At 73.9% G+C, this 20,570-nt stretch carries 16 protein-coding genes, 1 pseudogene and 1 riboswitch; of the genes and pseudogenes, 11 read left to right on the top strand and 6 right to left on the bottom strand.

The genetic code is table 11. The features are described 5' to 3' along the window. Window positions 1-113 precede the first annotated feature (113 nt). The 3 genes from ACZ6JT_RS33170 to ACZ6JT_RS33180 form a co-directional block, all read right to left on the bottom strand. The gene (locus tag ACZ6JT_RS33170; protein ID WP_030716921.1) at window positions 114-893 is read right to left on the bottom strand and encodes an enoyl-CoA hydratase/isomerase family protein; all 780 of its coding nucleotides are present in this window, start codon (window positions 891-893) and stop codon (window positions 114-116) included. Between the two features lie 167 nt (window positions 894-1,060). After that, window positions 1,061-1,282, bottom strand: coding sequence for a helix-turn-helix domain-containing protein (locus ACZ6JT_RS33175; RefSeq protein ID WP_030010789.1), 222 nt, complete (start codon window positions 1,280-1,282; stop codon window positions 1,061-1,063). A 384-nt stretch (window positions 1,283-1,666) separates the two neighbouring features. Continuing rightward, window positions 1,667-3,265, bottom strand: coding sequence for an ABC-F family ATP-binding cassette domain-containing protein (locus ACZ6JT_RS33180; RefSeq protein WP_362805653.1), 1,599 nt, complete (start codon window positions 3,263-3,265; stop codon window positions 1,667-1,669). 290 nt (window positions 3,266-3,555) lie between these two features. Here ACZ6JT_RS33180 and ypfJ point away from each other — a divergent pair, with 290 nt between their 5' ends. Then, on the top strand, window positions 3,556-4,446 hold the full coding sequence (gene ypfJ / locus ACZ6JT_RS33185; RefSeq protein ID WP_469215607.1) for a KPN_02809 family neutral zinc metallopeptidase: 891 nt from the start codon (window positions 3,556-3,558) through the stop codon (window positions 4,444-4,446). Between the two features lie 63 nt (window positions 4,447-4,509). Beyond that, the gene (locus ACZ6JT_RS33190) at window positions 4,510-4,905 is read left to right on the top strand and encodes a VOC family protein (RefSeq protein ID WP_469215608.1); all 396 of its coding nucleotides are present in this window, start codon (window positions 4,510-4,512) and stop codon (window positions 4,903-4,905) included. Window positions 4,906-5,042: 137 nt separating this feature from the next. Here the strand turns inward: ACZ6JT_RS33190 and ACZ6JT_RS33195 are convergent, their stop codons facing one another. Next, window positions 5,043-6,464 carry a hypothetical protein gene (locus ACZ6JT_RS33195; RefSeq protein WP_469215609.1) on the bottom strand — a complete coding sequence of 474 codons (1,422 nt, stop codon included), beginning with the start codon at window positions 6,462-6,464 and terminating at the stop codon, window positions 5,043-5,045. Between the two features lie 132 nt (window positions 6,465-6,596). Next, window positions 6,597-7,727 carry an alpha/beta hydrolase family protein gene (locus tag ACZ6JT_RS33200; protein ID WP_469215611.1) on the bottom strand — a complete coding sequence of 377 codons (1,131 nt, stop codon included), beginning with the start codon at window positions 7,725-7,727 and terminating at the stop codon, window positions 6,597-6,599. Window positions 7,728-8,071: 344 nt separating this feature from the next. On the opposite strand from ACZ6JT_RS33200, the gene ACZ6JT_RS33205 reads away from it, so the two are divergent. From ACZ6JT_RS33205 to ACZ6JT_RS33235, 7 genes and pseudogenes are all read left to right on the top strand, one after another. Further along, window positions 8,072-9,355 carry an inorganic phosphate transporter gene (locus tag ACZ6JT_RS33205; RefSeq protein WP_469215613.1) on the top strand — a complete coding sequence of 428 codons (1,284 nt, stop codon included), beginning with the start codon at window positions 8,072-8,074 and terminating at the stop codon, window positions 9,353-9,355. A gap of 40 nt (window positions 9,356-9,395) precedes the next feature. Continuing rightward, complete coding sequence (locus tag ACZ6JT_RS33210; protein WP_266598020.1) at window positions 9,396-9,617, top strand: hypothetical protein; 222 nt, start codon at window positions 9,396-9,398, stop codon at window positions 9,615-9,617. Between the two features lie 112 nt (window positions 9,618-9,729). Next, window positions 9,730-9,883, top strand: a riboswitch (cobalamin riboswitch). Between the two features lie 37 nt (window positions 9,884-9,920). After that, window positions 9,921-10,877 (top strand): cobalamin biosynthesis protein, encoded by a 957-nt coding sequence (locus ACZ6JT_RS33215; RefSeq protein WP_469215615.1) that lies wholly within the window; start codon window positions 9,921-9,923, stop codon window positions 10,875-10,877. Continuing rightward, window positions 10,874-12,391, top strand: a pseudogene (locus ACZ6JT_RS33220) (cobyric acid synthase); the annotation flags it as partial. The gene ACZ6JT_RS33215 and the pseudogene ACZ6JT_RS33220, both read left to right, overlap by 4 nt. 262 nt (window positions 12,392-12,653) lie before the next feature. Then, window positions 12,654-14,801: a putative cobaltochelatase gene (locus tag ACZ6JT_RS33225; RefSeq protein WP_469215617.1), complete on the top strand. Its 2,148-nt coding sequence runs from the start codon at window positions 12,654-12,656 to the stop codon at window positions 14,799-14,801. Next, the gene (gene cobO / locus ACZ6JT_RS33230; protein WP_469215618.1) at window positions 14,801-15,400 is read left to right on the top strand and encodes a cob(I)yrinic acid a,c-diamide adenosyltransferase; all 600 of its coding nucleotides are present in this window, start codon (window positions 14,801-14,803) and stop codon (window positions 15,398-15,400) included. Before ACZ6JT_RS33225 ends, cobO begins: the two co-directional genes overlap by 1 nt. 11 nt (window positions 15,401-15,411) lie before the next feature. Next, window positions 15,412-16,812: a cobyrinate a,c-diamide synthase gene (locus ACZ6JT_RS33235; RefSeq protein WP_469215810.1), complete on the top strand. Its 1,401-nt coding sequence runs from the start codon at window positions 15,412-15,414 to the stop codon at window positions 16,810-16,812. Window positions 16,813-16,814: 2 nt separating this feature from the next. Here ACZ6JT_RS33235 and ACZ6JT_RS33240 read toward each other — a convergent pair whose 3' ends face one another. Further along, window positions 16,815-17,540 carry a ZIP family metal transporter gene (locus ACZ6JT_RS33240; RefSeq protein WP_469215620.1) on the bottom strand — a complete coding sequence of 242 codons (726 nt, stop codon included), beginning with the start codon at window positions 17,538-17,540 and terminating at the stop codon, window positions 16,815-16,817. A 154-nt stretch (window positions 17,541-17,694) separates the two neighbouring features. On the opposite strand from ACZ6JT_RS33240, the gene cobC reads away from it, so the two are divergent. Together cobC and ACZ6JT_RS33250 are read left to right on the top strand one after the other, a co-directional pair. After that, a complete protein-coding gene (gene cobC / locus ACZ6JT_RS33245) occupies window positions 17,695-19,140 on the top strand; it encodes an Rv2231c family pyridoxal phosphate-dependent protein CobC (protein ID WP_469215621.1) in 1,446 nt (481 codons plus the stop codon). A gap of 104 nt (window positions 19,141-19,244) precedes the next feature. Next, entirely contained in the window at window positions 19,245-20,480 is a 1,236-nt protein-coding gene (locus ACZ6JT_RS33250; protein WP_469215623.1) for a CapA family protein, read from the top strand. The last annotated feature ends 90 nt before the right edge of the window (window positions 20,481-20,570 follow it).

The following is a 20,570-nucleotide window of genomic DNA, read 5'->3' on the forward strand; positions in this document are numbered from 1 at the left end:
CCCCAACCCCCCCTCCCCTTCGTCACCCCCCCTCTCCCTTCCCTCCCTTCTTTTCCCCTCCCCTCCTCCCCCCCCCCCCCCCCTTTTCCCCCCCCCCCCCCCCCCCCGACGCGTCAGTCGGACAGCCCCGCGAGGTCGCGCAGACGGCGAGCCTGGGCGGCGCGCTCGGCGGTGCGCTGGTCGTCGTACGGGCGGGAGTGCGCGGCGCGCAGGAGTGCCTTGGTCTCGATCACGGCGTCCCGCGGCGGGGCCAGCAGGGCGGTGGTGAGGTCCTGGACGGCGGCGTCGAGCTCGTCGGCGGGGACGACCAGGTTGGCGAGGCCGACCCGCTCGGCTTCCTCGGCGTGCACGAAGCGGCCCGTCGCGCAGATCTCCAGCGCGCGGGCGTAGCCGACCAGGGAGGTCAGGGGCTGGGTTCCGGCCAGGTCGGGGACCAGGCCCAGGCTGGTCTCGCGCATGGCGAACTGCACGTCGTCCGCGACCACGCGCAGATCGCACGCGAGCGCGAGCTGGAAGCCGGCGCCGATCGCGTGCCCCTGCACGGCGGCGACGGAGATGATGTCGTTACGCCTCCACCAGGTGAACGCCTCCTGGTACTCGGCGATCGTGGAGTCGAGCAGTTCGTCCGATCCACGTGCCAGATCGAGGAAGGACGGCTCGCCCTCGAAGCCTTCGGGGGTGAACGCCTGCCGGTCGAGCCCTGCGGAGAAGGACTTGCCCTCACCGCGCAGCACGACGACCCGGACGGTGCCCGGCAACGACCTCCCGGCCTCGGCCAAAGCCCGCCAGAGCGCGGGGGATTGGGCGTTTCGCTTGGCCGGATTGGTCAGTGTCACCGTGGCGACCGTGTCGTCGACGGTGAGTCGTACGCCGTCCTTGTCGAGCAGAGCCATCTGTGTATGCCTCCGGTGTGCAGTCGGCCGCAAGCCCGGCCTAAGTGACTGCACAGTAACCACCCAGCCGGCCACGGGGCCGACCGGGGGTCACCGAAGGAAACGTCGGAACAAGTGAGCTGTGAAGCCGTTGGAGCCTTGGAGCGTTGGAACCGATGGGACCGGGGTCAGGCCGTAGCCGCCTTCTTACCGCGCGTCGCGCCTCCGCGACCGCGCAGCGAAACCCCGGACTCACTGAGCATCCGGTGGACGAATCCGTAGGACCGGCCGGTCTCTTCGGCCAGCGCCCGGATACTCGCACCGGAGTCGTACTTCTTCTTCAGGTCTGCCGCGAGCTTGTCGCGCGCGGCGCCGGTTACCCGGCTGCCCTTCTTCAGAGTCTCGGCCACCCGTGCCTCCTCATGGGAAGTGCGCTCTGGACTTCTCATGATCACCCCTCCCACGCTTCCTGGCCACCCATTCAGCAAGGTCGGTACGGCGGCATTTCTCAAGCGGTGGACACGCGAGCAGAACGGAATCTTCTCTTCCGCCGCATGACTTCCGTCACACTTCGCCGCCCCCGCCGGGAATCGCCAGGTCAGAGGCGGGGCAGCGGAAAACGAACGGCCCCGGTCGCGCACCTTCACGGGTGCGGCCGGGGCCGTCGAACGACGCGCAACGGTACGAGACCGTCTCACTCAGATGATGGATCACCCCTGAGCCGAATGATCCATAAGGAACTGGATCAGGGTCACCGCAGGCCCGGACCGTGATCGGACGGGACCCTTCCGGGGTCAGGCGAGCGCCACCAGGTCCCGGTAGTCCGGGCCCCACAGGTCCTCGACGCCGTCCGGGAGCAGGATGATCCGCTCCGGCTCCAGCGCCTCGACGGCGCCCTCGTCGTGCGTGACGAGGATGACCGCGCCCTTGTACGTGCGCAGGGCGCCCAGGATCTCCTCGCGGCTGGCCGGGTCGAGGTTGTTCGTGGGCTCGTCGAGGAGCAGCACGTTCGCCGAGGAGACGACCAGCGTGGCCAGGGCCAGGCGGGTCTTCTCGCCACCGGAGAGCACCCCGGCGGGCTTGTCCACGTCGTCCCCGGAGAAGAGGAAGGAGCCGAGCGTCTTGCGCACGGCGACCAGGTCCAGGTCGGGCGCGGAGGAGCGCATGTTCTCCAGGACCGTGCGCTCCGGGTCCAGGGTCTCGTGCTCCTGGGCGTAGTAGCCGAGCTTGAGGCCGTGACCGGGGACGACGGTGCCGGTGTCGGGCTTCTCGGTGCCCGACAGCAGGCGCAGCAGGGTGGTCTTGCCGGCGCCGTTGAGGCCGAGGATGACGACGCGGGAGCCCTTGTCGATGGCCAGGTCGACGTCGGTGAAGATCTCCAGCGAGCCGTAGGACTTGGAGAGGCCCTCGGCGGTCAGCGGGGTCTTGCCGCAGGGCGCCGGGTCCGGGAAGCGCAGCTTGGCGACCTTGTCGGAGACGCGGACGGCGTCCAGGCCGGCGAGCAGCCGGTCGGCGCGCTTGGCCATGTTCTGCGCGGCGACGGTCTTGGTGGCCTTGGCGCGCATCTTGTCCGCCTGCGAGTTCAGGGCCGCGGCCTTCTTCTCGGCGTTCTGGCGCTCGCGCTTGCGGCGCTTCTCGTCGGCCTCGCGCTGCTGCTGGTAGAGCTTCCAGCCCATGTTGTAGACGTCGATCTGGGCGCGGTTGGCGTCCAGGTAGAAGACCTTGTTGACGACGGTCTCGACCAGGTCGACATCGTGGGAGATCACGATGAAGCCGCCGCGGTAGTTCTTCAGGTAGTCCCGCAGCCAGACGATGGAGTCGGCGTCGAGGTGGTTGGTGGGCTCGTCGAGGAGCAGGGTGTCGGCGTCCGAGAAGAGGATCCGGGCGAGCTCGACGCGGCGGCGCTGACCACCGGAGAGGGTGTGCAGCGGCTGGCCGAGCACCCGGTCGGGCAGGCTGAGCGCCGCGGAGATGGTGGCGGCCTCGGACTCGGCGGCGTAGCCGCCCTTGGTGAGGAACTCGGTCTCCTGGCGCTCGTACTGCCTGAGCGCCTTCTCCCGGGTGGCGCCGGCGCCGGTGGCGATGCGCTCCTCGTTGGCGCGCATCTTCTTGATCAGTACGTCGAGACCGCGCGCGGACAGGATCCGGTCGCGGGCCAGGACGTCGAGGTCGCCGGTGCGCGGGTCCTGCGGGAGGTAGCCGACCTCGCCCGAGCGGGCGATGGAGCCGGCGGCGGGCTGTCCCTCGCCCGCGAGGCACTTGGTGAGGGTGGTCTTGCCCGCTCCGTTGCGGCCGACCAGGCCGATGCGGTCGCCCTTGGCGACGCGGAAGGAAGCGGACTCGATGAGGATGCGGGCGCCGGCGCGCAGCTCGATGCCGGTGGCGGTGATCACGGAAATACTCCAGGGCGGGTCGGGACGGCGGAAGGGGGGCAGGACGCGATGCTTCGACGCCGCTAATCCGCGAGGAGATTTGCCATGGGAGACATTCTACCGGGGGTGTGCAACTGGTTTCCGGGCGCGGGGCGGACCGCCCGGCGCCCCGGAGCCGCTCCGCCGGGTCCCCCGTTCGGACCACGCGTCCCGGGCGGTGCCGGGGCGCGTATCGGAAGGAATGGGCCGATACTCGCCGCAGGAGCGGCCGTGCGGCGAGCCCGGTCCCACGACGAGACGGCGGTGCGGGGATGCAGTTCGACGACGACGCCAGCCTGGACACCTCCGAGGTCAAGGATGTGCGCGGCAGCCGCATCCCCGGCGGGAGGGCCACGGTCGGCGGCGGACTCGTGGGCATCATCGCGCTCGTCCTGGGCCTGCTCTTCGGCGTGGGCCCGGACCAGCTGGGGCTGTCCTCAGGGGACCAGGAGCCGGGGCCGGCCGCGTCCTCCGTCAACGAGGTGCAGCAGCAGTGCCGGACGGGGCGGGACGCGAACGCGCGGGAGGACTGCCGGCTGGTCGCGGTGGTCAACAGCACGCAGGACTTCTGGAGGCAGGAGTTCGCCCGGCGCGGCGGCCAGTACAGCCCGGCGTCGACGGTGTTCTTCACCGGCCGGGTGAACACCGCGTGCGGAGCGGCCACCTCGGCGGTGGGCCCCTTCTACTGCCCCGCGGACCGGCAGGTCTATCTGGACCTCGGCTTCTTCAACGAGCTGCGGACGAAGTTCGGCGCGAGCGGCGGCCCCTTCGCCCAGGCCTACGTCGTCGCCCACGAGTACGGGCACCACGTCCAGAACCTGCTCGGCACGCTCCAGCGCTCCCAGGACGGGCGGCAGGGCGCGAACAGCAACGCGGTCAAGGTCGAGCTGCAGGCCGACTGCTACGCGGGGGTGTGGGCGCACAACGCGACGCGCACGCCGGACGAGTCCACCGGGCGACCGCTGATCACGAACCTGACCGACCAGGACATCAGGGACGGGCTGGACGCGGCGGCCGCGGTCGGCGACGACCGGATCCAGGAGAGGTTCCAGGGCCGGGTGACCCCGGAGTCCTGGACGCACGGCTCGGCCGAGCAGCGGCAGCAGTGGTTCTACCAGGGCTACCGCACGGGCGACATGGCCCGGTGCGACACCTTCCGCTGACTGTCGGCGCCGCCTGCCATGCTGGTGTGACGCGGGTCACCGTCACGAGAGGGAGTGATCGTCATGGCAGGCGTTCCGTCCATCTGTCCCACGCTGCTCTACCGCGACGCGAAGGCCGCCATCCGGCTGCTGACCGAGGCCTTCGGGTTCAGCCAGGTCGAGGTGTACGAGGGTGAGGACGGCTCGGTGGTGCACGCGGAGCTGAGCTATGGCAACGGCGTGGTGATGCTGGGCAGCAAGGGCACCGGCGGGGCCTTCGACAAGGCCATGGACGGCGCCGGTCCCGCGGGGGTCTATGTCGTGGTCGACGACGTGGACGCCCACCACCGGCGGGCCGCCGAGCACGGGGCGGAGATCGTGATGGAACCCAAGGACCAGGACTACGGCTCGCGCGACTACATGGCCCGGGACGGCGAGGGCAACATCTGGAGCTTCGGCACGTACGCGCCGCAGGTCTGAGCCCGCGGCCATGCCCGCGCCGCCATGCCCGGGCCGGGGAACGGCGGCGCGGATGCCGCACGGGGCAGCGGTACGCGGCCCCGTGCGGGGACGGCCCGGATACGGCGGCCCCTCACCGCACGGCGCCCGGCCAGGGGTCAGGCACCGCCCGTGTGGACCTGGAACGCGGCCCGGCGGACGGCCTTGGCCAGGGCCGGGTCCGGGTGGGCGGCGGCCAGCGCGACCAGGACCTGCACGGTACGCGGATGGCCGACGGCGCGGACCTCGTCCAGCAGCCGGGGGACGGTGGTCCGGACGGCCGAGTCCAGGTGGCGGGCCAGCAGCTCGGCCTCGCCGTGGTCGGCGATGGCGGCCGCGGTGTCCACCCAGAGCCAGGTGGACTCCTCGGCGGTGAGGACGTCCTGCGCCTCGTCGGGGTCGATCCCGTCGTGCTCGGCGAGCCAGAGCAGGGCGTAGGGGCGCAGGGCGGGCTCGCGCACGGTCGCGCGCACCTCGGGTTCGGCGGGGGCGCCGACCACGCGCAGCGCCTCGAAGGCGAGGCCGCGCAGGAGGGCGTCCTCGCCGCGGGCGGCCTGGAGCAGCTCGGCGACGGCGTGGCCGACGGGCCGGGCGGCGAGCCAGGCCTGGTACTCGGCGCGGGCCGGGCCGGGGGTGAGCCGGGCGCAGCCGTGCAGCATGGCGGCGGCGGACTGCTCGATGTTCCCGGCGGGGCTCTGCGCCGCGACGCAGATCTGCTCCAGCTTGACCCAGACGGCCCAGCTGCCGAGCGGGGTGAGCGCGGCCCGGGCGGGGCCGAGGGTGACGGCGTCCACGGCGGCGAGCCCGCCGAGCGCCCAGCGCAACAGCCGGGCGAGGGGGACGGGGGCGGGGCGGGTCTCCGCGGAGCCGGCTCCGGCGGCCGCGGGCTCTGCCTCGTACGGGATCTCGCACCGCTCGTCGCGCAGTTCGGTGACGCGCTGGCCGAGCAGGTCGAGCAGGTCGGGGACGCTCACCGGGCCGTCGGAGAGCTGGAGCAGGGAGAGGAGCTGGGGCATCGCCTCGACGACCTCGGCGACGGCCGCGGGGGCGATGTCGGCGGGGGCGGGGTGGACGAGCGACCAGGCGTCGAAGAGGGCGACCCAGCCGCGCAGCACGGCGCTGTCGTCGCGGTCCCAGGCCCGCAGCCGCCAGCCGGGCCGGGCGTGGCCGCCGTGCACCTCGACCAGTCCGGCGAGCCGTGCGCGGTCCCAGCCGACGCGGATCTGCCCGTGCGTCAGGCCCAGTTCCCCGGCGGCGCGTTCGACGTCCGAGGGTGGCAGGGCGCCCGTGGGTGCGGGCCGGCCGCCGTCTCCGGCGCCGAGGTTGCGCTCGGCCCAGCGGGTCAGGCGTACGGCGTCGGCGAGCGAGGCCCGGGCCCGGTTCGCGAGGTCGGCCGTGGCGGGGGTGCCCGCCGGGGGCCTCGGGGCGGGCCGACTGCGTCGGTCGGTCACCGCCTTGCGTGCCGCGGAGACGGAACGCGGGGAGACGAGTCGGAGTCTGGAGTCGCGAGCCAACTGCTCATCAGGCTTTCGGGACGTCACGGAAGCAGTCTCGCCCGTCACTGGCCGAAAGCCCAAACGGAATCAGCCGTTGCCACCACCTGCCCGTGGTGCAGACCGGGACAACACGCCCGCAGGACCTGGACCGTCACACGGCCTTCACATGACGGGTCCTCACATGAGGGGGGTGAGGAAGCGGCGCAGGGCCTCCTCGTAGCCGGCCGGGTCGGCGTTCCACATGGCCCCGTGTCCGGCCCCGGCCACGGTGTGCAGGCTGACGAGGTCGGGGCGGGCCGCGGCGAGCCGGCGGGAGGGGCCCCAGGGGGCGAGGGCGTCGTCCGGTCCGTGGAAGATCAGTACGGGGACGCGCAGGGCTCCGGGATCCGCCCCCGGCGGCCGGCGGTCGGCGCGCAGGCCCGCGCGGCCCTCGGCGGCCCAGACGGCCAGCGGCAGCACCACGGCGGGGGTGCGGCGCGCGGCGACGATACCGCGCAGGGTCGTGTGCCAGTCGAGCACCGGCGAGTCCAGGACCAGTCCGGAGATCCGGTCGGCCAGCGCGGAGCGTTCGGCGGCGTGCAGGGCCATGGTGGCGCCGGTGGACCAGCCGTGGAGGATCACGCGGCGGGCGCCGTAGCGCACCGCGTAGCGGATGGCGGCGTCCAGGTCCCGCCACTCCGATTCGCCGAGGTGGCCGATGCCGTCGGGGGAGGCGGGGGCGCCGAGGTCGCCGCGGTAGGCCAGGTCCAGGACGGGCAGCCGGTGGCGGTGCAGGAAGGGCATGACCACCATCGGGTGCTCGCGGGTACCGCCGAGCCCGTGCACGGCGATCACCCAGGTGTCCCGGGCGGCGGGCACGAACCAGGCGGGCAGCGCGCCGAGCTCCCCGGGGACGTCCACGTCGGCGTGGTCGAGTCCGAGCGCGGTGCTCGGATTGCCGACGTGCACCTGCGGCGTGAGGGTGACGCGGGTGCCGGGGGCGAGGGCGCCGTGGTTGACGGTGACGAGGCGGCGCACGACGGTGTCCGGGTAGTGGTCGGCGTCGGCGACCACGGGGCCGACCACGGCGTGCACCCCGGGTGCGACCAGGCCATAGGTGCCGGGGCGCAGGGAGGCCGGCGAGCGGGTCAGCGAGACCCGGCCGGTGGCGGTGGAGTGGACGCTGAGCGGCTGCCCGCCGGGGAGCGGGCGCCCCGGTTCGGAGCGCAGGGCCGCGTCGGCGGCGTACCGTCCGGCCGCGACCGCGGCCGCACCGGCGCCGAGGAGGGTGGTGGTGACGGCCGCTGCCGTTGCTGTCGCGGTACGCACCGTTCCAGTGTCCCGGCGGGGCGTGCGGAGGGCCACCGGAGCACTACCGGCGGCTCACCGGAAGAGATCGCTCCGCCGTTCGCCGCGGGAGCGCCGCGGACACAGTGATCTAGGTCTCTTTCCGGGGTCCGGGTGGAGGATCCCGTACACAACCGCCCGGGCGCGGAGGGGTGTATTCACCCGCCTTTGACCTTCATTTATCGCGTTATCTACGGCAGAATCGGGACGAATGTCCCGATCGACCCCCGCACCAGTACACCGCTCCGCCCGAGCCAGTTCACCTTCCGTTCATCCAGGTTGCCTACGGTCGCCGAGCCACTGACGTCAAACAGAAGCCTGGGTAAATGGAGCACATAACGCTTCTCCTCGGGATCGTGATCATTACCGCTCTCGTGTTCGACTTCACGAACGGTTTCCACGACACGGCCAACGCGATGGCCACCACCATCTCGACCGGCGCCCTCAAGCCCAAGACGGCGGTGGCCATGTCCGCCGTGCTCAACCTCGTCGGCGCGTTCATGTCCGTGGAGGTCGCCAAGACGATCTCCAAGGGCCTCGTCAACGAAGAGGGCATCCAGCCAGAAGTGATCTTCGCCGCCCTGGTCGGCGCGATCCTCTGGAACCTCGTCACCTGGCTGGTCGGACTGCCCTCCAGCTCCTCGCACGCCCTGATGGGCGGCCTGATCGGCGCCGCGGTGGCCTCCGCCGGCATCGGCGCGGTCAACGGCAGCGTCGTCGTCACCAAGGTGCTCATCCCCGCGATCGCCGCTCCGCTGGTGGCCGGCATCGCCGCCTTCCTGGCCGCCAGGCTCACCTACAAGCTGGGCGACAAGGTCGGCGAGAAGACCTCCACCAAGGGTTACCGCGCCGGTCAGATCGCCTCGGCCGGTCTCGTCTCCCTCGCGCACGGCACCAACGACGCGCAGAAGACGATGGGCATCATCACCCTGGCCCTCATCGCCGGCGGCGCGATCGCGCCGGACGCGAACCCGCCGGTCTGGGTCATCGTCTCCGCCGGCATCGCCATCGCGATGGGCACCTACCTGGGCGGCTGGCGCATCATCCGCACCATGGGCAGCGGCCTGACCGACCTGCACCCGCAGCAGGGCTTCGCCGCCCAGACCTCGGCCGCGTCCGTCATCCTCGCCTCCTCCAACCTGGGCTTCTCGCTCTCCACCACCCACTCGTGCTCCGGTGCGGTCATGGGTGCGGGCCTGGGCCGCAAGGGCGGTGTGGTCCGCTGGTCCACCGCGACCCGCATGTTCGTCGCGTGGGGCCTGACCCTGCCGGCCGCCGCGCTGGTCTCGGCCGGTGCCGAGCTGGTCATGCGCGCCGGTGACGTCGGCATCGCCGCGGTCACGCTCTTCCTGATCGGTTCCTGCCTGGCCATCTGGTTCATCTCGCGCCGCCAGGTCGTCGACCACACCAACGTCAACGACGTGGAGCCGGCCCCCGCCGAGGAGCCGGGTGTCGTCACCACGGCGATCGCCGCGGTCACCGTCCCGCCGACCGTCGCCGCCGCCGGCACCACCGCCGCGGCGACGACCGCCGAGGTCACGGACGAAGCCCTCAAGGCCACCATCCCGGCCGCGACGCAGACCCCGGCGGCTCCGGCCGCCGCGCTCTGACCGAGACAGACAGAGACCCGGACACTCAGAAAGCGGCAGTATGAAGATCGACTGGGAAGCGCTCGGCTCCGTCTTCGGGGTCAGCCTCTTCGCCACCGTCGCCCTCGTGGCCCTCTTCACCCTGGGCCTGGTGGGCCTCTCCAAGCACGAGACCGCCACCGAGCAGGGCGGCACCGCCACCCTCGCCCGCAGCGGCGCGTACGCCTGCTTCGCGGTGATCACCGCGGCCGTGGGCTACGGGATCTACCTGATCGTCGCCTGATCCGCCGCCCCGCGGCCGACCAGGCGTGAAGGCTCCCTCCGGGTTTGTCCCGGAGGGAGCTTTTCGCATCCCGCGCCCCGACCGCGGCGCAGGTCAACGGCGAGTTGACGGGCCTTCTCGGTGCGTGGTGGACTGCCCGAGCCAATACGGCGGCATGGAGAGGAAGTCCGGTGCGAATCCGGCGCGGTCCCGCCACTGTCACCGGGGAGCGCACGCCGTGCGCGCGCCCCGGGAGCCAGGAACTCTCGCCGCCGGACACGTCGAACCAGGGCGCGGACCCTGAGTGAGGACATACCTGCCACCATGCGTGCCGATCGCGTTTTCGCGTACGGCGCCACGGCGGGCCTGATCGGCGACCGGATCCTCGGTGATCCCCGCCGAGGGCACCCCGTGGCCGCCTTCGGACGGGCCGCCGCCGCCGTCGAACGTGCCCTGTGGCGCGACGACCGCGCCCGCGGCCTCCTGCACACGCTGGTGTGCGCCGGGGGCGCGGCCGCCGTCGGAGCGCTGGGCGCCCGCGCCGTGCGCTCCCGGCCCGCTGCCGCCCGTATCGCCCTGACCGCCGCAGCCACCTGGGCCGTCGTGGGAGGCACTTCGCTGGGCCGGGAGGCCCGCGCCATCGGCGGGGCGCTCGCCGCCGGGGACACCGAGGTGGCGCGGGAGCGGCTCCCGCACCTGTGCGGGCGCGACCCGCAGTCCCTGGACGGGCAGCAGATGGCCCGCGCCGTCGTGGAGTCGGTCGCGGAGAACACCTCCGACGCGGTGGTCGGGGCCCTGGTGTGGGGCGCCGTCGGCGGCGTCCCCGGCCTGCTGGCCTTCCGCGCCGTGAACACCCTGGACGCGATGGTCGGCCACAAGTCCCCCCGCTACCTGCGCTACGGCTGGGCCTCCGCCCGGCTCGACGACCTGGCCGGCTGGCCGGGGGCCCGGCTGACGGCCGCCGCCGCCGTACTGGCCGGCCCCGACCGGCGGGGAGCCGTACGCGCCTGGCGTGCGGACGCCGCCGCGCACCCGAGCCCGAACGCCGGGCCCGTCGAGGCCTCCTTCGCGGGAGCGCTCGGCGTACGCCTGGGCGGCACCCTCGCGTACGGCGGCCGCGTCGAGCACCGGGCGGTGCTGAACGGGGCCGGCCGGCCGGTGGAGGTTTCGGACATCGAGCGGGCCGTACGGCTGTCGCGACAGGTGACCTGGCTGGCGCTCGGGGCCTGTGTGGCCGCCCGGACGCTGGTCTCCGGCAGGAAGAGGAAGGGACGTCGATGAGCGGCGCGAAGCTCGGCGGCGGACTCCTGGTCGCCGGTACCACGTCGGACGCCGGCAAGAGCGTGGTCACGGCGGGCATCTGCCGCTGGCTGGCCCGCCAGGGCGTGAAGGTGGCGCCGTTCAAGGCGCAGAACATGTCGCTGAACTCCTTCGTCACGCGGGAGGGCGCCGAGATCGGGCGCGCCCAGGCCATGCAGGCCCAGGCGGCCCGCGTGGAGCCGACCGCGCTGATGAACCCGGTGCTGCTCAAGCCCGGCGGCGACCGCAGCAGCCAGGTGGTGCTGCTGGGCAAGCCGGTGGGCGAGATGAGCGCCCGCGGCTACCACGGCGGCCGGCAGGAGCAGTTGCTCGGCATCGTCACGGACTGCCTGGAGCAGCTGCGGGGCACGTATGACGCCGTGATCTGCGAGGGGGCGGGGAGTCCGGCCGAGATCAACCTGCGCCGGACCGACATCGTGAACATGGGCATCGCGCGGGCCGCGCGGTTCCCGGTGGTCGTGGTCGGGGACATCGACCGGGGCGGGGTCTTCGCGTCCTTCTTCGGGACGACGGCGCTCCTCTCGCCGGAGGACCAGTCGCTGATCGCCGGCTACATGGTGAACAAGTTCCGCGGCGACGTGTCGCTGCTGGAACCGGGCATGGAGATGCTGCGCGGCCTGACCGGCCGGGCCACGTACGGGGTGCTGCCCTTCCGGCACGGGCTGGGCATCGACGAGGAGGACGGCCTGCGGGTCTCCCTGCGCGGTGCCGTACGCGAGTCCGTGGTGGCGCCGCCCGTCGGCGAGGACGTGCTGCGGGTCGCGGTGTGCGCGGTGCCGCTGATGTCGAACTTCACTGACGTCGACGCCCTCGCCGCCGAGCCCGGGGTCGTGGTGCGGTTCGTGGACCGGGCCGAGGAACTGGCCGACGCGGACCTGGTCGTCGTACCCGGCACCCGCGGCACGGTGAAGGCCCTGGCCTGGCTGCGCGAGCGGGGGCTCGCGGACGCGCTGCTGCGGAGGGCCGCGGAGGGCCGGCCGGTGCTGGGCATCTGCGGCGGGTTCCAGGTGCTGGGCGAGCGGATCTCGGACGAGGTCGAATCGCGCGCGGGCGAGGTCGACGGCCTCGGGCTGCTGCCCGTACGCGTCCGCTTCGAACGGGAGAAGACCCTGGCGCGGCCGGTGGGCTCGGCGCTCGGGGAGCCCGTCGAGGGGTACGAGATCCACCACGGGGTGGCCGAGGTCTTCGGCGGGGAGCCCTTCCTGGACGGCTGCCGGGTCGGGTCGGTGTGGGGGACCCACTGGCACGGTTCGCTGGAGTCGGACGGCTTCCGCCGGGCGTTCCTCCGTGAGGTGGCCTCTGCGGCCGGGCGCCGCTTCGTCCCCGCCCCGGACACCTCCTTCGCCTCGCTCCGCGAGGAACAGCTGGACCTGCTCGGCGACCTGATCGGGGAGCACGCGGATACGGATGCGCTGTTGAAGCTGATCGAGGGCGGCGCCCCGGTCGGCCTCCCCTTCCTCCCGCCGGGCGCGCCGTGAGGGCGGCGCCGGCCCTGCGGGCGGCCATTGCCCACCCCGCCCCTTCCCGAAACCGGGGCTCCGCCCCCATCCAGCCCCACCGGCGTTTGAGGCGCGGGGTCCGGGGCGGAGTTCCGGGGAACGGTGGAAGGGCGGCGGGGGGACCCCGCTCCGCGCAGCGGCACCCCGGCCGCCCCGCACGGACCGCAAGCACACCCACCGGCACCCACATCACCACCCGCCCGCGCACGCGTTTCCGCACAGAAGGAGTGAGCACCGCATGAGCACCCCCTACCCGTTCACCGCAGTGGTCGGCCAGACCGACCTGCGGCTGGCGCTCCTGCTCAACGCCGTGAGCCCCGCCGTCGGTGGGGTGCTCGTACGCGGTGAGAAGGGCACCGCCAAGTCCACCGCCGTACGCGCCCTGTCGACCCTGCTGCCTCAGGTCGACGTCGTGCCCGGCTGCCGGTTCTCGTGCGCTCCGGCCGCGCCCGATCCGGCCTGCCCCGACGGCCCGCACGAGTCCGGCGCCGGCAGCGCCCGGCCGGCCCGCATGGTCGAGCTGCCCGTCGGCGCCTCCGAGGACCGGCTGGTCGGCGCCCTCGACATCGAACGGGCCCTCGCCGAGGGCGTGAAGGCCTTCGAGCCCGGCCTGCTCGCCGACGCCCACCGCGGGATCCTCTACGTCGACGAGGTCAACCTCCTCCACGACCACCTGATCGACCTGCTGCTGGACGCCGCCGCCATGGGCGCCTCGTACGTGGAGCGCGAGGGCGTCTCCGTCCGGCACGCGGCCCGCTTCCTGCTCGTCGGCACGATGAACCCCGAGGAGGGCGAGCTGCGCCCGCAGCTGCTCGACCGGTTCGGGCTGACGGTCGAGGTCGCCGCCTCCCGCGAGCCCGCCCAGCGGGTGGAGGTGGTGCGCCGCCGGCTCGCGTACGAGGACGACCCCGCGGGCTTCGCCGGCCGCTGGGCCGGGGACGAGAACGAGGTCCGCGCCCGGGTGGTGGCCGCGCGGGCACTGCTCCCGCAGGTCGTGCTCGGGGACACGGCGCTGCTGCAGATCGCGGCGACCTGCGCCGGTTTCGAGGTCGACGGCATGCGGGCCGACATCGTGATGGCGCGGACCGCGACCGCGCTGGCCGCCTGGGCCGGGCGGACCTCCGTACGGAAGGAGGACGTACGGCAGGCGGCCCTGCTGGCGCTCCCCCACCGGCGGCGCCGCAATCCCTTCGACGCGCCCGGGCTCGACGAGGACATGCTCGACCGGATCCTGGACCAGTTCCCCGACGAGGAGCCGGAGCCCGACCCGGACCCGGAGCCCGGCCACGACCCGGAGCCGGACGCCGATCCGGATTCCGAGGGCCCGGACGACGACGGCGGTGGCCCCGACGGCGGTGGCGGGGTGCCTCCGCAGGGCGGCGACCCCCGGCGCTCGGACGCCCCCGCGGACTCCACCGACACGGACCGACCCGCCGAGGCTCCCGACGAGACCCCGTCGGACGCCCCCGAGTCCCCGCAGCCCTCCGCTCAGGAGGCCGGCGGGCCCGAGCAGGCCGCCGTACGGGCAGCCGAGCCGTTCCGGACCAAGATGCTCAGCGTGCCGGGACTCGGCGAGGGCGCGGCCGGTCGGCGTTCGCGCGCCCGCACCGCCCACGGCCGGACCACCGGCGCCCAGCGCCCCCGCGGCCAGCTCACGAAGCTGCACCTGGCGGCCACCGTGCACGCGGCGGCCCCGCACCAGAAAGCGCGCGGCCGCGCCGGGCGCGGCCTGGTGATCCGCAAGGACGACCTGCGCCAGGCCACCCGGGAGGGCCGTGAGGGCAACCTCGTCCTCTTCGTCGTCGACGCCTCCGGCTCCATGGCCGCCCGGCAGCGCATGAGCGCGGTCAAGGGCGCCGTGCTGTCGCTGCTCCTGGACGCCTACCAGCGCCGGGACAAAGTCGGCCTGATCACCTTCCGGGGGGCCGCGGCCGAGCTGGCGCTGCCCCCGACCTCCTCGGTCGACGCGGCCGCGGCCCGGCTGGAGCAGCTGCCGACGGGCGGCCGCACCCCGCTGGCCGCCGGACTGCTGAAGGCCCACGAGGTGCTGCGGATCGAGCGGCTCAGGGACCCCTCGCGGCGGCCGCTGCTCGTCGTCGTCACCGACGGCCGGGCCACCTCGGCCGGCACCGCCGCGGGCCGGACGGACAGCACCCCGCGGGAGCTCGCGGGGCGCAGCGCGCGGCTGCTGCGGGCCGGGGGCGTCGCCTCGGTGGTCGTGGACTGCGAGTCGGGACCGGTCCGGCTGGGGCTGGCCGGCGTACTGGCCGCCGACCTCGGCGGACCCGCCGTCACGCTGGACGGGCTGCGGGCCGACTCGCTGGCCGGGCTCGTGAAGAACGTACGTACCGCAGTGACATCCGACAGCAACAGGAGGGCCGCGTAATGCCTCAGGGACAGCCGTCCGTCGTTCCGGACGACGGACTCACCACGCGCCAGCGGCGCAACCGCCCGCTCGTCTTCGTGCACACCGGCCCCGGCAAGGGCAAGTCGACGGCGGCCTTCGGGCTGGCGCTGCGCGCCTGGAACCAGGGCTGGTCGATCGGGGTGTTCCAGTTCGTCAAGTCGGCGAAGTGGAAGGTCGGCGAGGAGAACGCGCTCAAGGTGCTCGGCGCCTCCGGCGAGGGCGGCGCGGTCGCCTGGCACAAGATGGGCGAGGGCTGGTCCTGGGTCCAGCGGGACGCGCAGCTCGACAACGAGCAGGCGGCCAAGGAGGGCTGGGAGCAGGTCAAGCGCGATCTGGCCGCCGAGACGCACAAGCTGTACGTGCTGGACGAGTTCGCGTACCCGATGCACTGGGGCTGGATCGACGTCGACGAGGTCATCGAGGTGCTGCGCACCCGTCCCGGTACGCAGCACGTGGTGATCACGGGCCGCAACGCACCGGAGAAGCTGGTGGAGTTCGCGGACCTCGTTACCGAGATGACCAAGGTCAAGCACCCGATGGACACCGGCCAGAAGGGCCAGAGGGGCATCGAGTGGTGACTGCGTTCGACATGCCCCGGCTGGTCATAGCCGCTCCGTCGTCCGGCAGCGGCAAGACCACCGTCGCCACGGGCCTGATGGCGGCCTTCTCGGAGCGTGGCCTCGCCGTGTCCCCGCACAAGGCCGGGCCCGACTACATCGACCCGGGCTACCACGCGCTGGCCACCGGCCGGCCGGGGCGCAACCTCGACGCCTTCATGTGCGGGCCGGAGCTGGTCGCTCCGCTGTTCGCGCACGCGGCGGCCGGCTGCGACCTCGCCGTGGTCGAGGGCGTGATGGGGCTCTACGACGGGGCGGCGGGCCGGGGCGAACTGGCGTCGACGGCGCAGGTCGCGAAGTTGCTGCGGGCGCCGGTGGTGCTGGTGGTCGACGCCTCCTCGCAGTCGCGGTCGGTGGCCGCGCTCGTCCACGGCTTCGCTTCGTTCGACCCGCAGGTGCGGCTGGGGGGCGTGATCCTGAACAAGGTCGGCTCCGACAGGCACGAGGTGATGCTGCGGGAGGCCCTGGAGGAGGCGGGGATGCCGGTGCTCGGCGTCCTGCGGCGGGCTCCGCAGGTGGCGACGCCCTCGCGCCACCTGGGCCTGGTGCCGGTGGCGGAGCGGCGCGCGGATGCCGTTGCCGCGGTGGCGGCGCTGGCCGAGCAGGTCCGCCAGGGCTGTGACCTGGACGCCCTGATGGCCCTGGCCCGCACGGCTCCGCCGTTGACCTGCGAGGCCTGGGGTGCGGAACGTGCCCTGGCGGGCCCTCGGGGCTCCGCCCCGAACCCCGGTCCCCAAACGCCGGACGGGCTGGACGTCCTCGGCGCGCGGCCGGTCGTCGCCGTAGCCGGCGGAGCGGCGTTCACGTTCTCCTACGCCGAGCACGCGGAGCTCCTCACCGCCGCCGGGGCAGATGTCGTCACCTTCGACCCGCTCCGGGACGAGGAGCTCCCCGCCGGTACCGCCGGCCTGGTGATCGGCGGCGGCTTCCCCGAGGTGTACGCGCCCGAGCTGTCCGCCAACGAAGCGCTCCGCGCGGCCGTGGCCCGCTTCGCCGAGGCCGGCGGCCCGGTGGCCGCCGAGTGCGCCGGGCTGCTGTACCTCGCGCGTTCGCTGGACGGCAAACCCATGTGCGGGGTGCTCGACGCCGACGCCCGGATGTCGGAGCGGCTCACCCTCGGCTACCGCGAGGCGGTCGCGGTGTCGGACAGCGCGCTCGCCGCCAATGGCACCCGGCTGCGCGGGCACGAGTTCCACCGGACGGTGGTCGAGCCGGGCGCCGGGGCGTCGCCGGCCTGGGGGTTCACGCACCCCGAACGCCGGGTCGAGGGCTTCGTTCAGCAGGGCGTCCACGCCAGCTACCTGCACACGCACTGGGCGGCGGAGCCGTCCGTCGCGCTCCGCTTCGTCGCGGCGGCGGCGGCCCGGCCGTGAGATCAGTCCGCGATGCCGACCACGAGCCAGATCCCGGCCACCCCGCCCACCGTGCACATCAGCGTGGACAGGGCGGGGTGCTTGTGGTGGGCCTCGGGCAGGATCTCGGCGGCGGCGAGGTAGAGCAGGACGCCGCCGAAGAACCCGAGGTACGCGCCGAGAGGTTCCTCCGGAAGGGTGAACAGGAGAGTGGACGCCGCGCCGACGACCGGGGCGACGGCGTCCGCGAAGAGCATCATCAGGGCCTTGCGGCGGTCGTTCCCGTAGAGGCGGGTGAGCGTGTACGTGTTGAACCCGTCGGCGAAGTCGTGGGTGATGACCGCCAGTGCCACGGCGACGCCCATCCCGCCGCCGACCTGGAAGGCGGCGCCGAGGGCCACCCCGTCGGCGAGGCTGTGGCCGACCATCGCCGCGGCCGCGGTGAGCCCGACCTGCGGGACGCGGGCGCCGTCCTCGGCGCCGTGCGCGGCCTGGCGGACCGCCAGGAGCCGCTCCACGACGTGGGCGACGAGGAATCCGCCCACGAAGAGGAGCAGGGCGAGCGGGACGCCGAACACCTCGTCGCCCGCCGCCTGGACGGACTCCGGGAGCAGGTCGAGGCCGACGACTCCGAGCATCAGCCCGCCGGCCAGGCCCAGCACGAGGTGGCGGCGGTCGGTGACGCGCTGCGCCGCCCATCCGCCCGCCAGGGTCATCAGGAACGCGCCCAACGCCACGATCACGGCCATGTGCCCCTGAATACAGACTCCGCGCCCCGCGCGCACTTCCGTGCGCGGGTGGCGGGCATCGGAGTGTTGACGACGTACCGCTGCCGGCGACGCACGGGTGCGAAAGACGTGCCGGCGATGTGCCGGTGACGTGCCGGTGAGGGTGAGGGTGACGATGACTACGGAGGGAGGACTCCCGGTGGGCGATTACACGACCCGTCTGGTGGTCGGGGTCGGCGGACGCGCGGGGGTGTCCGTCGCGGAGGTCTGCGCCCTGATCGAGGAGACGCTACGGGGGGCCGGGCTGACCGCCGAGGCGGTGACGGCCCTGGCCACGGTGGAGTCGAAGGTGGGCGAGCCGGGGATCGCGGGCGCGGCGGAACGTTTCGGCGTACCCCTCGTCGGCCATCCGGCCGAACAGCTGGCCGCGATCGACGTGCCGCACCCCTCGGACACGGCGCGTACCGCCGCGGGGACCCCTTCGGTGGCGGAGGCCGCGGCCCTCGCGGCGGGCGGGGAACTCCTCGTGCCCAAGCGGCGGTCGATGGCGGCCACGTGCGCGGTGGCCACGGCGCACGCCCACGACCTGCGCCACCACGGGGACGCCGAGGTGGTCGACGGGGGCTCCGCGCTGGTGGACCTCGCGGTCAACGTACGGTCGGGCACCCCGCCGGCCTGGCTCAAGGAGCGGATCGCCGCGTCCCTCGGGGACCTCGCCGCCTACCCCGACGGCCGGGCGGCCCGCGCGGCCGTGGCGGCCCGGCACGGGCTGCCGGTCGAGCGGGTGCTGCTGACCGCGGGGGCCGCGGAGGCCTTCGTCCTGATCGCGCGGGCGCTGGGCGCCGTACGGCCGGTGGTGGTGCATCCGCAGTTCACCGAGCCGGAGGCGGCCCTGCGGGACGCGGGGCACCGGGTGGAGCGGGTGGTGCTGAGGGCGGCGGACGGGTTCCGGCTGGACCCGGCGGCGGTGCCCGAGGACGCGGACCTGGTGGTGATCGGCAACCCCACCAACCCGACGTCCGTGCTGCACCCGGCGGCGACGCTGGCCGCGCTGGCCCGGCCGGGCCGGATCCTGGTGGTGGACGAGGCGTTCATGGACGCCGTCCCCGGCGAGCGGGAGGCCCTGGCCGGGCGGACGGACCTGCCGGGGCTGGTGGTGCTGCGGAGCCTGACGAAGACCTGGGGACTGGCGGGACTGCGGATCGGCTACGTGCTGGCCGAGCCGGAGGTCATCGCGAAGCTGGCGGCCGCGCAGCCGCTGTGGCCGGTGTCGACCCCGGCCCTGGTGGCGGCCGAGGCCTGCGTGGCTCCGGCGGCGCTGGCCGAGGCGGAGGAGGCGGCGCGGCGGATCGCGGTGGACCGGGCCCATCTGCTGGCGGGGCTCGCGGAGTTCGACGAGGTGACGGTCGTGGGAGTGGCGGAGGGGCCGTTCGTGCTGATCCAGGTGGCGGGGGCCGCGGAGGTCCGCACCCGGCTGCGCGCCCTCGGCTTCGCCGTCCGCCGCGGGGACACCTTCCCGGGGCTGGACCGCTCCTGGCTGCGGCTGGCGGTCCGGGACCGGGTGACGACGGGCCGGCTGCTCCAGGCCCTGGACCACGCCCTGGCGCTCGCGGCGCGCTGAGCCGGGGCCGGGCCGGTGGACCCACTCACCGGGCCGCAGGGGCGGGCCGCGCCTACGATGGCGGGCAGGCGGGCAGGCGGGCAACCGATGACGGGGGGCGGTCCATGAAGCTGGCGGGGCGGATGGGGATCGGCCTGGCGGGGCTGGTGGTGGTCGGCGGCGGGGTCATCGCCGTGCCGCGGCTCCTGGACGACGGCGGCCGGGCGACGGCCCCGGAGCAGCGGCTGCGGGGGGAGCCCGTACCGGCGCCGAGCGCCGCGTCCCCCGCGCCCACCGGGCCGGCGCACGCGCCCTTCACCCTGGTGGCGACCGGGGACATCATCCCGTACCCCTCGATCGTCCAGCGGTCGGCGGACGACGCCGACAAGGCCGGGGAGTACGACTTCCGGAAGATACTCGCCGGGGTCAAACCCCTGGTCTCCGCCGCCGACCTGGCGATATGCCACCACGAGATACCGTACGGGCGCCCCGGCGGCCCCTACACGGGCTATCCCACCTTCAAGGCCCCGCACCAGTTGGCGGACGCCCTCAAGGACGCCGGGTACGACGGCTGTTCCACCGCCTCGAACCACACCCTGGACGACGGCTACGAGGGTCTCGCCCGCACCCTGGAACACCTCGACCGGGTCGGCATCCCGCACGTCGGCTCTGCCCGCAGCGCGGAGGAGGCCAAGGCCCCGGCCCGGCTCACGGCCGGCGGCGCGCAGGTCGCGCAGCTCTCGTACACGTACGGCACGAACGGCATCCCGCTCCCCCAGGACAAGCCGTGGGCCGTGAACCTGATCGACAGGGACCGGATCCTCGCCGACGCCCGCGCCGCCCGGGCCGGCGGCGCGAACGTGGTGGTGGTCAGCGTCCACTGGGGCACCGAGTGGCAGACGGCGCCGGACGAGCAGCAGAAGGAACTGGCGCAGGCGCTGACCGCCTCCCGCTCGGCCGACGGCCTCCCCGACATCGATCTGATCATCGGCACGCACAACCACGTGCCGCAGCCCTACGAGAAGATCAACGGCACCTGGGTGGTCTTCGGAATGGGCGACCAGGTCGCCAGCTTCGTACCGGCCGACAAGCTGCGCGGCAACCAGTCCTCGGTCCCCCGGTTCACCTTCGCCCCGGCGGCGGCCCACCCCGGCCGCTGGGAGGTGGTGAAGGCCGAATACCTCACGCAGTACTCGGACATGGGGCCGCCGTTCCGTGTCGTCTGCGCCTCGTGCTCGGCCTCCGACACCTCCCTGCCCGCCGCGAAGCGCAGCGAGTACGGCCGGATCGACCAGCAGGTCACCGAGGCGGTGCTGTCGCGCGGCGCGGGCGGGCAGGGGCTGGAGCACGCCACCCGCTGAGCACTCCCCTCCGTGTGCTCCTCGGGGCGGCGGCCCGGGCGGATCCGGGCGGCCCGGGTGGGTCCGAGCGGCCCGGGTGGGTCCGAGCGG

It is taken from the genome of Streptomyces sp. NPDC046308 (assembly GCF_055588065.1).

Excerpts from the sequence above, each read along its gene's own strand:
- ACZ6JT_RS33170 (WP_030716921.1), bottom strand. The coding sequence starts at position 893 with ATGGCTCTGCTCGACAAGGACGGCGTACGACTCACCGTCGACGACACG.
- ypfJ (WP_469215607.1), top strand. The coding sequence starts at position 3,556 with ATGCAGTTCGACGACGACGCCAGCCTGGACACCTCCGAGGTCAAGGAT.
- ACZ6JT_RS33190 (WP_469215608.1), top strand. The coding sequence starts at position 4,510 with ATGGCAGGCGTTCCGTCCATCTGTCCCACGCTGCTCTACCGCGACGCG.
- ACZ6JT_RS33205 (WP_469215613.1), top strand. The coding sequence starts at position 8,072 with ATGGAGCACATAACGCTTCTCCTCGGGATCGTGATCATTACCGCTCTC.
- ACZ6JT_RS33210 (WP_266598020.1), top strand. The coding sequence starts at position 9,396 with ATGAAGATCGACTGGGAAGCGCTCGGCTCCGTCTTCGGGGTCAGCCTC.
- ACZ6JT_RS33215 (WP_469215615.1), top strand. The coding sequence starts at position 9,921 with ATGCGTGCCGATCGCGTTTTCGCGTACGGCGCCACGGCGGGCCTGATC.
- ACZ6JT_RS33225 (WP_469215617.1), top strand. The coding sequence starts at position 12,654 with ATGAGCACCCCCTACCCGTTCACCGCAGTGGTCGGCCAGACCGACCTG.
- cobO (WP_469215618.1), top strand. The coding sequence starts at position 14,801 with ATGCCTCAGGGACAGCCGTCCGTCGTTCCGGACGACGGACTCACCACG.
- ACZ6JT_RS33235 (WP_469215810.1), top strand. The coding sequence starts at position 15,412 with ATGCCCCGGCTGGTCATAGCCGCTCCGTCGTCCGGCAGCGGCAAGACC.
- ACZ6JT_RS33240 (WP_469215620.1), bottom strand. The coding sequence starts at position 17,540 with ATGGCCGTGATCGTGGCGTTGGGCGCGTTCCTGATGACCCTGGCGGGC.
- cobC (WP_469215621.1), top strand. The coding sequence starts at position 17,695 with ATGACTACGGAGGGAGGACTCCCGGTGGGCGATTACACGACCCGTCTG.
- ACZ6JT_RS33250 (WP_469215623.1), top strand. The coding sequence starts at position 19,245 with ATGAAGCTGGCGGGGCGGATGGGGATCGGCCTGGCGGGGCTGGTGGTG.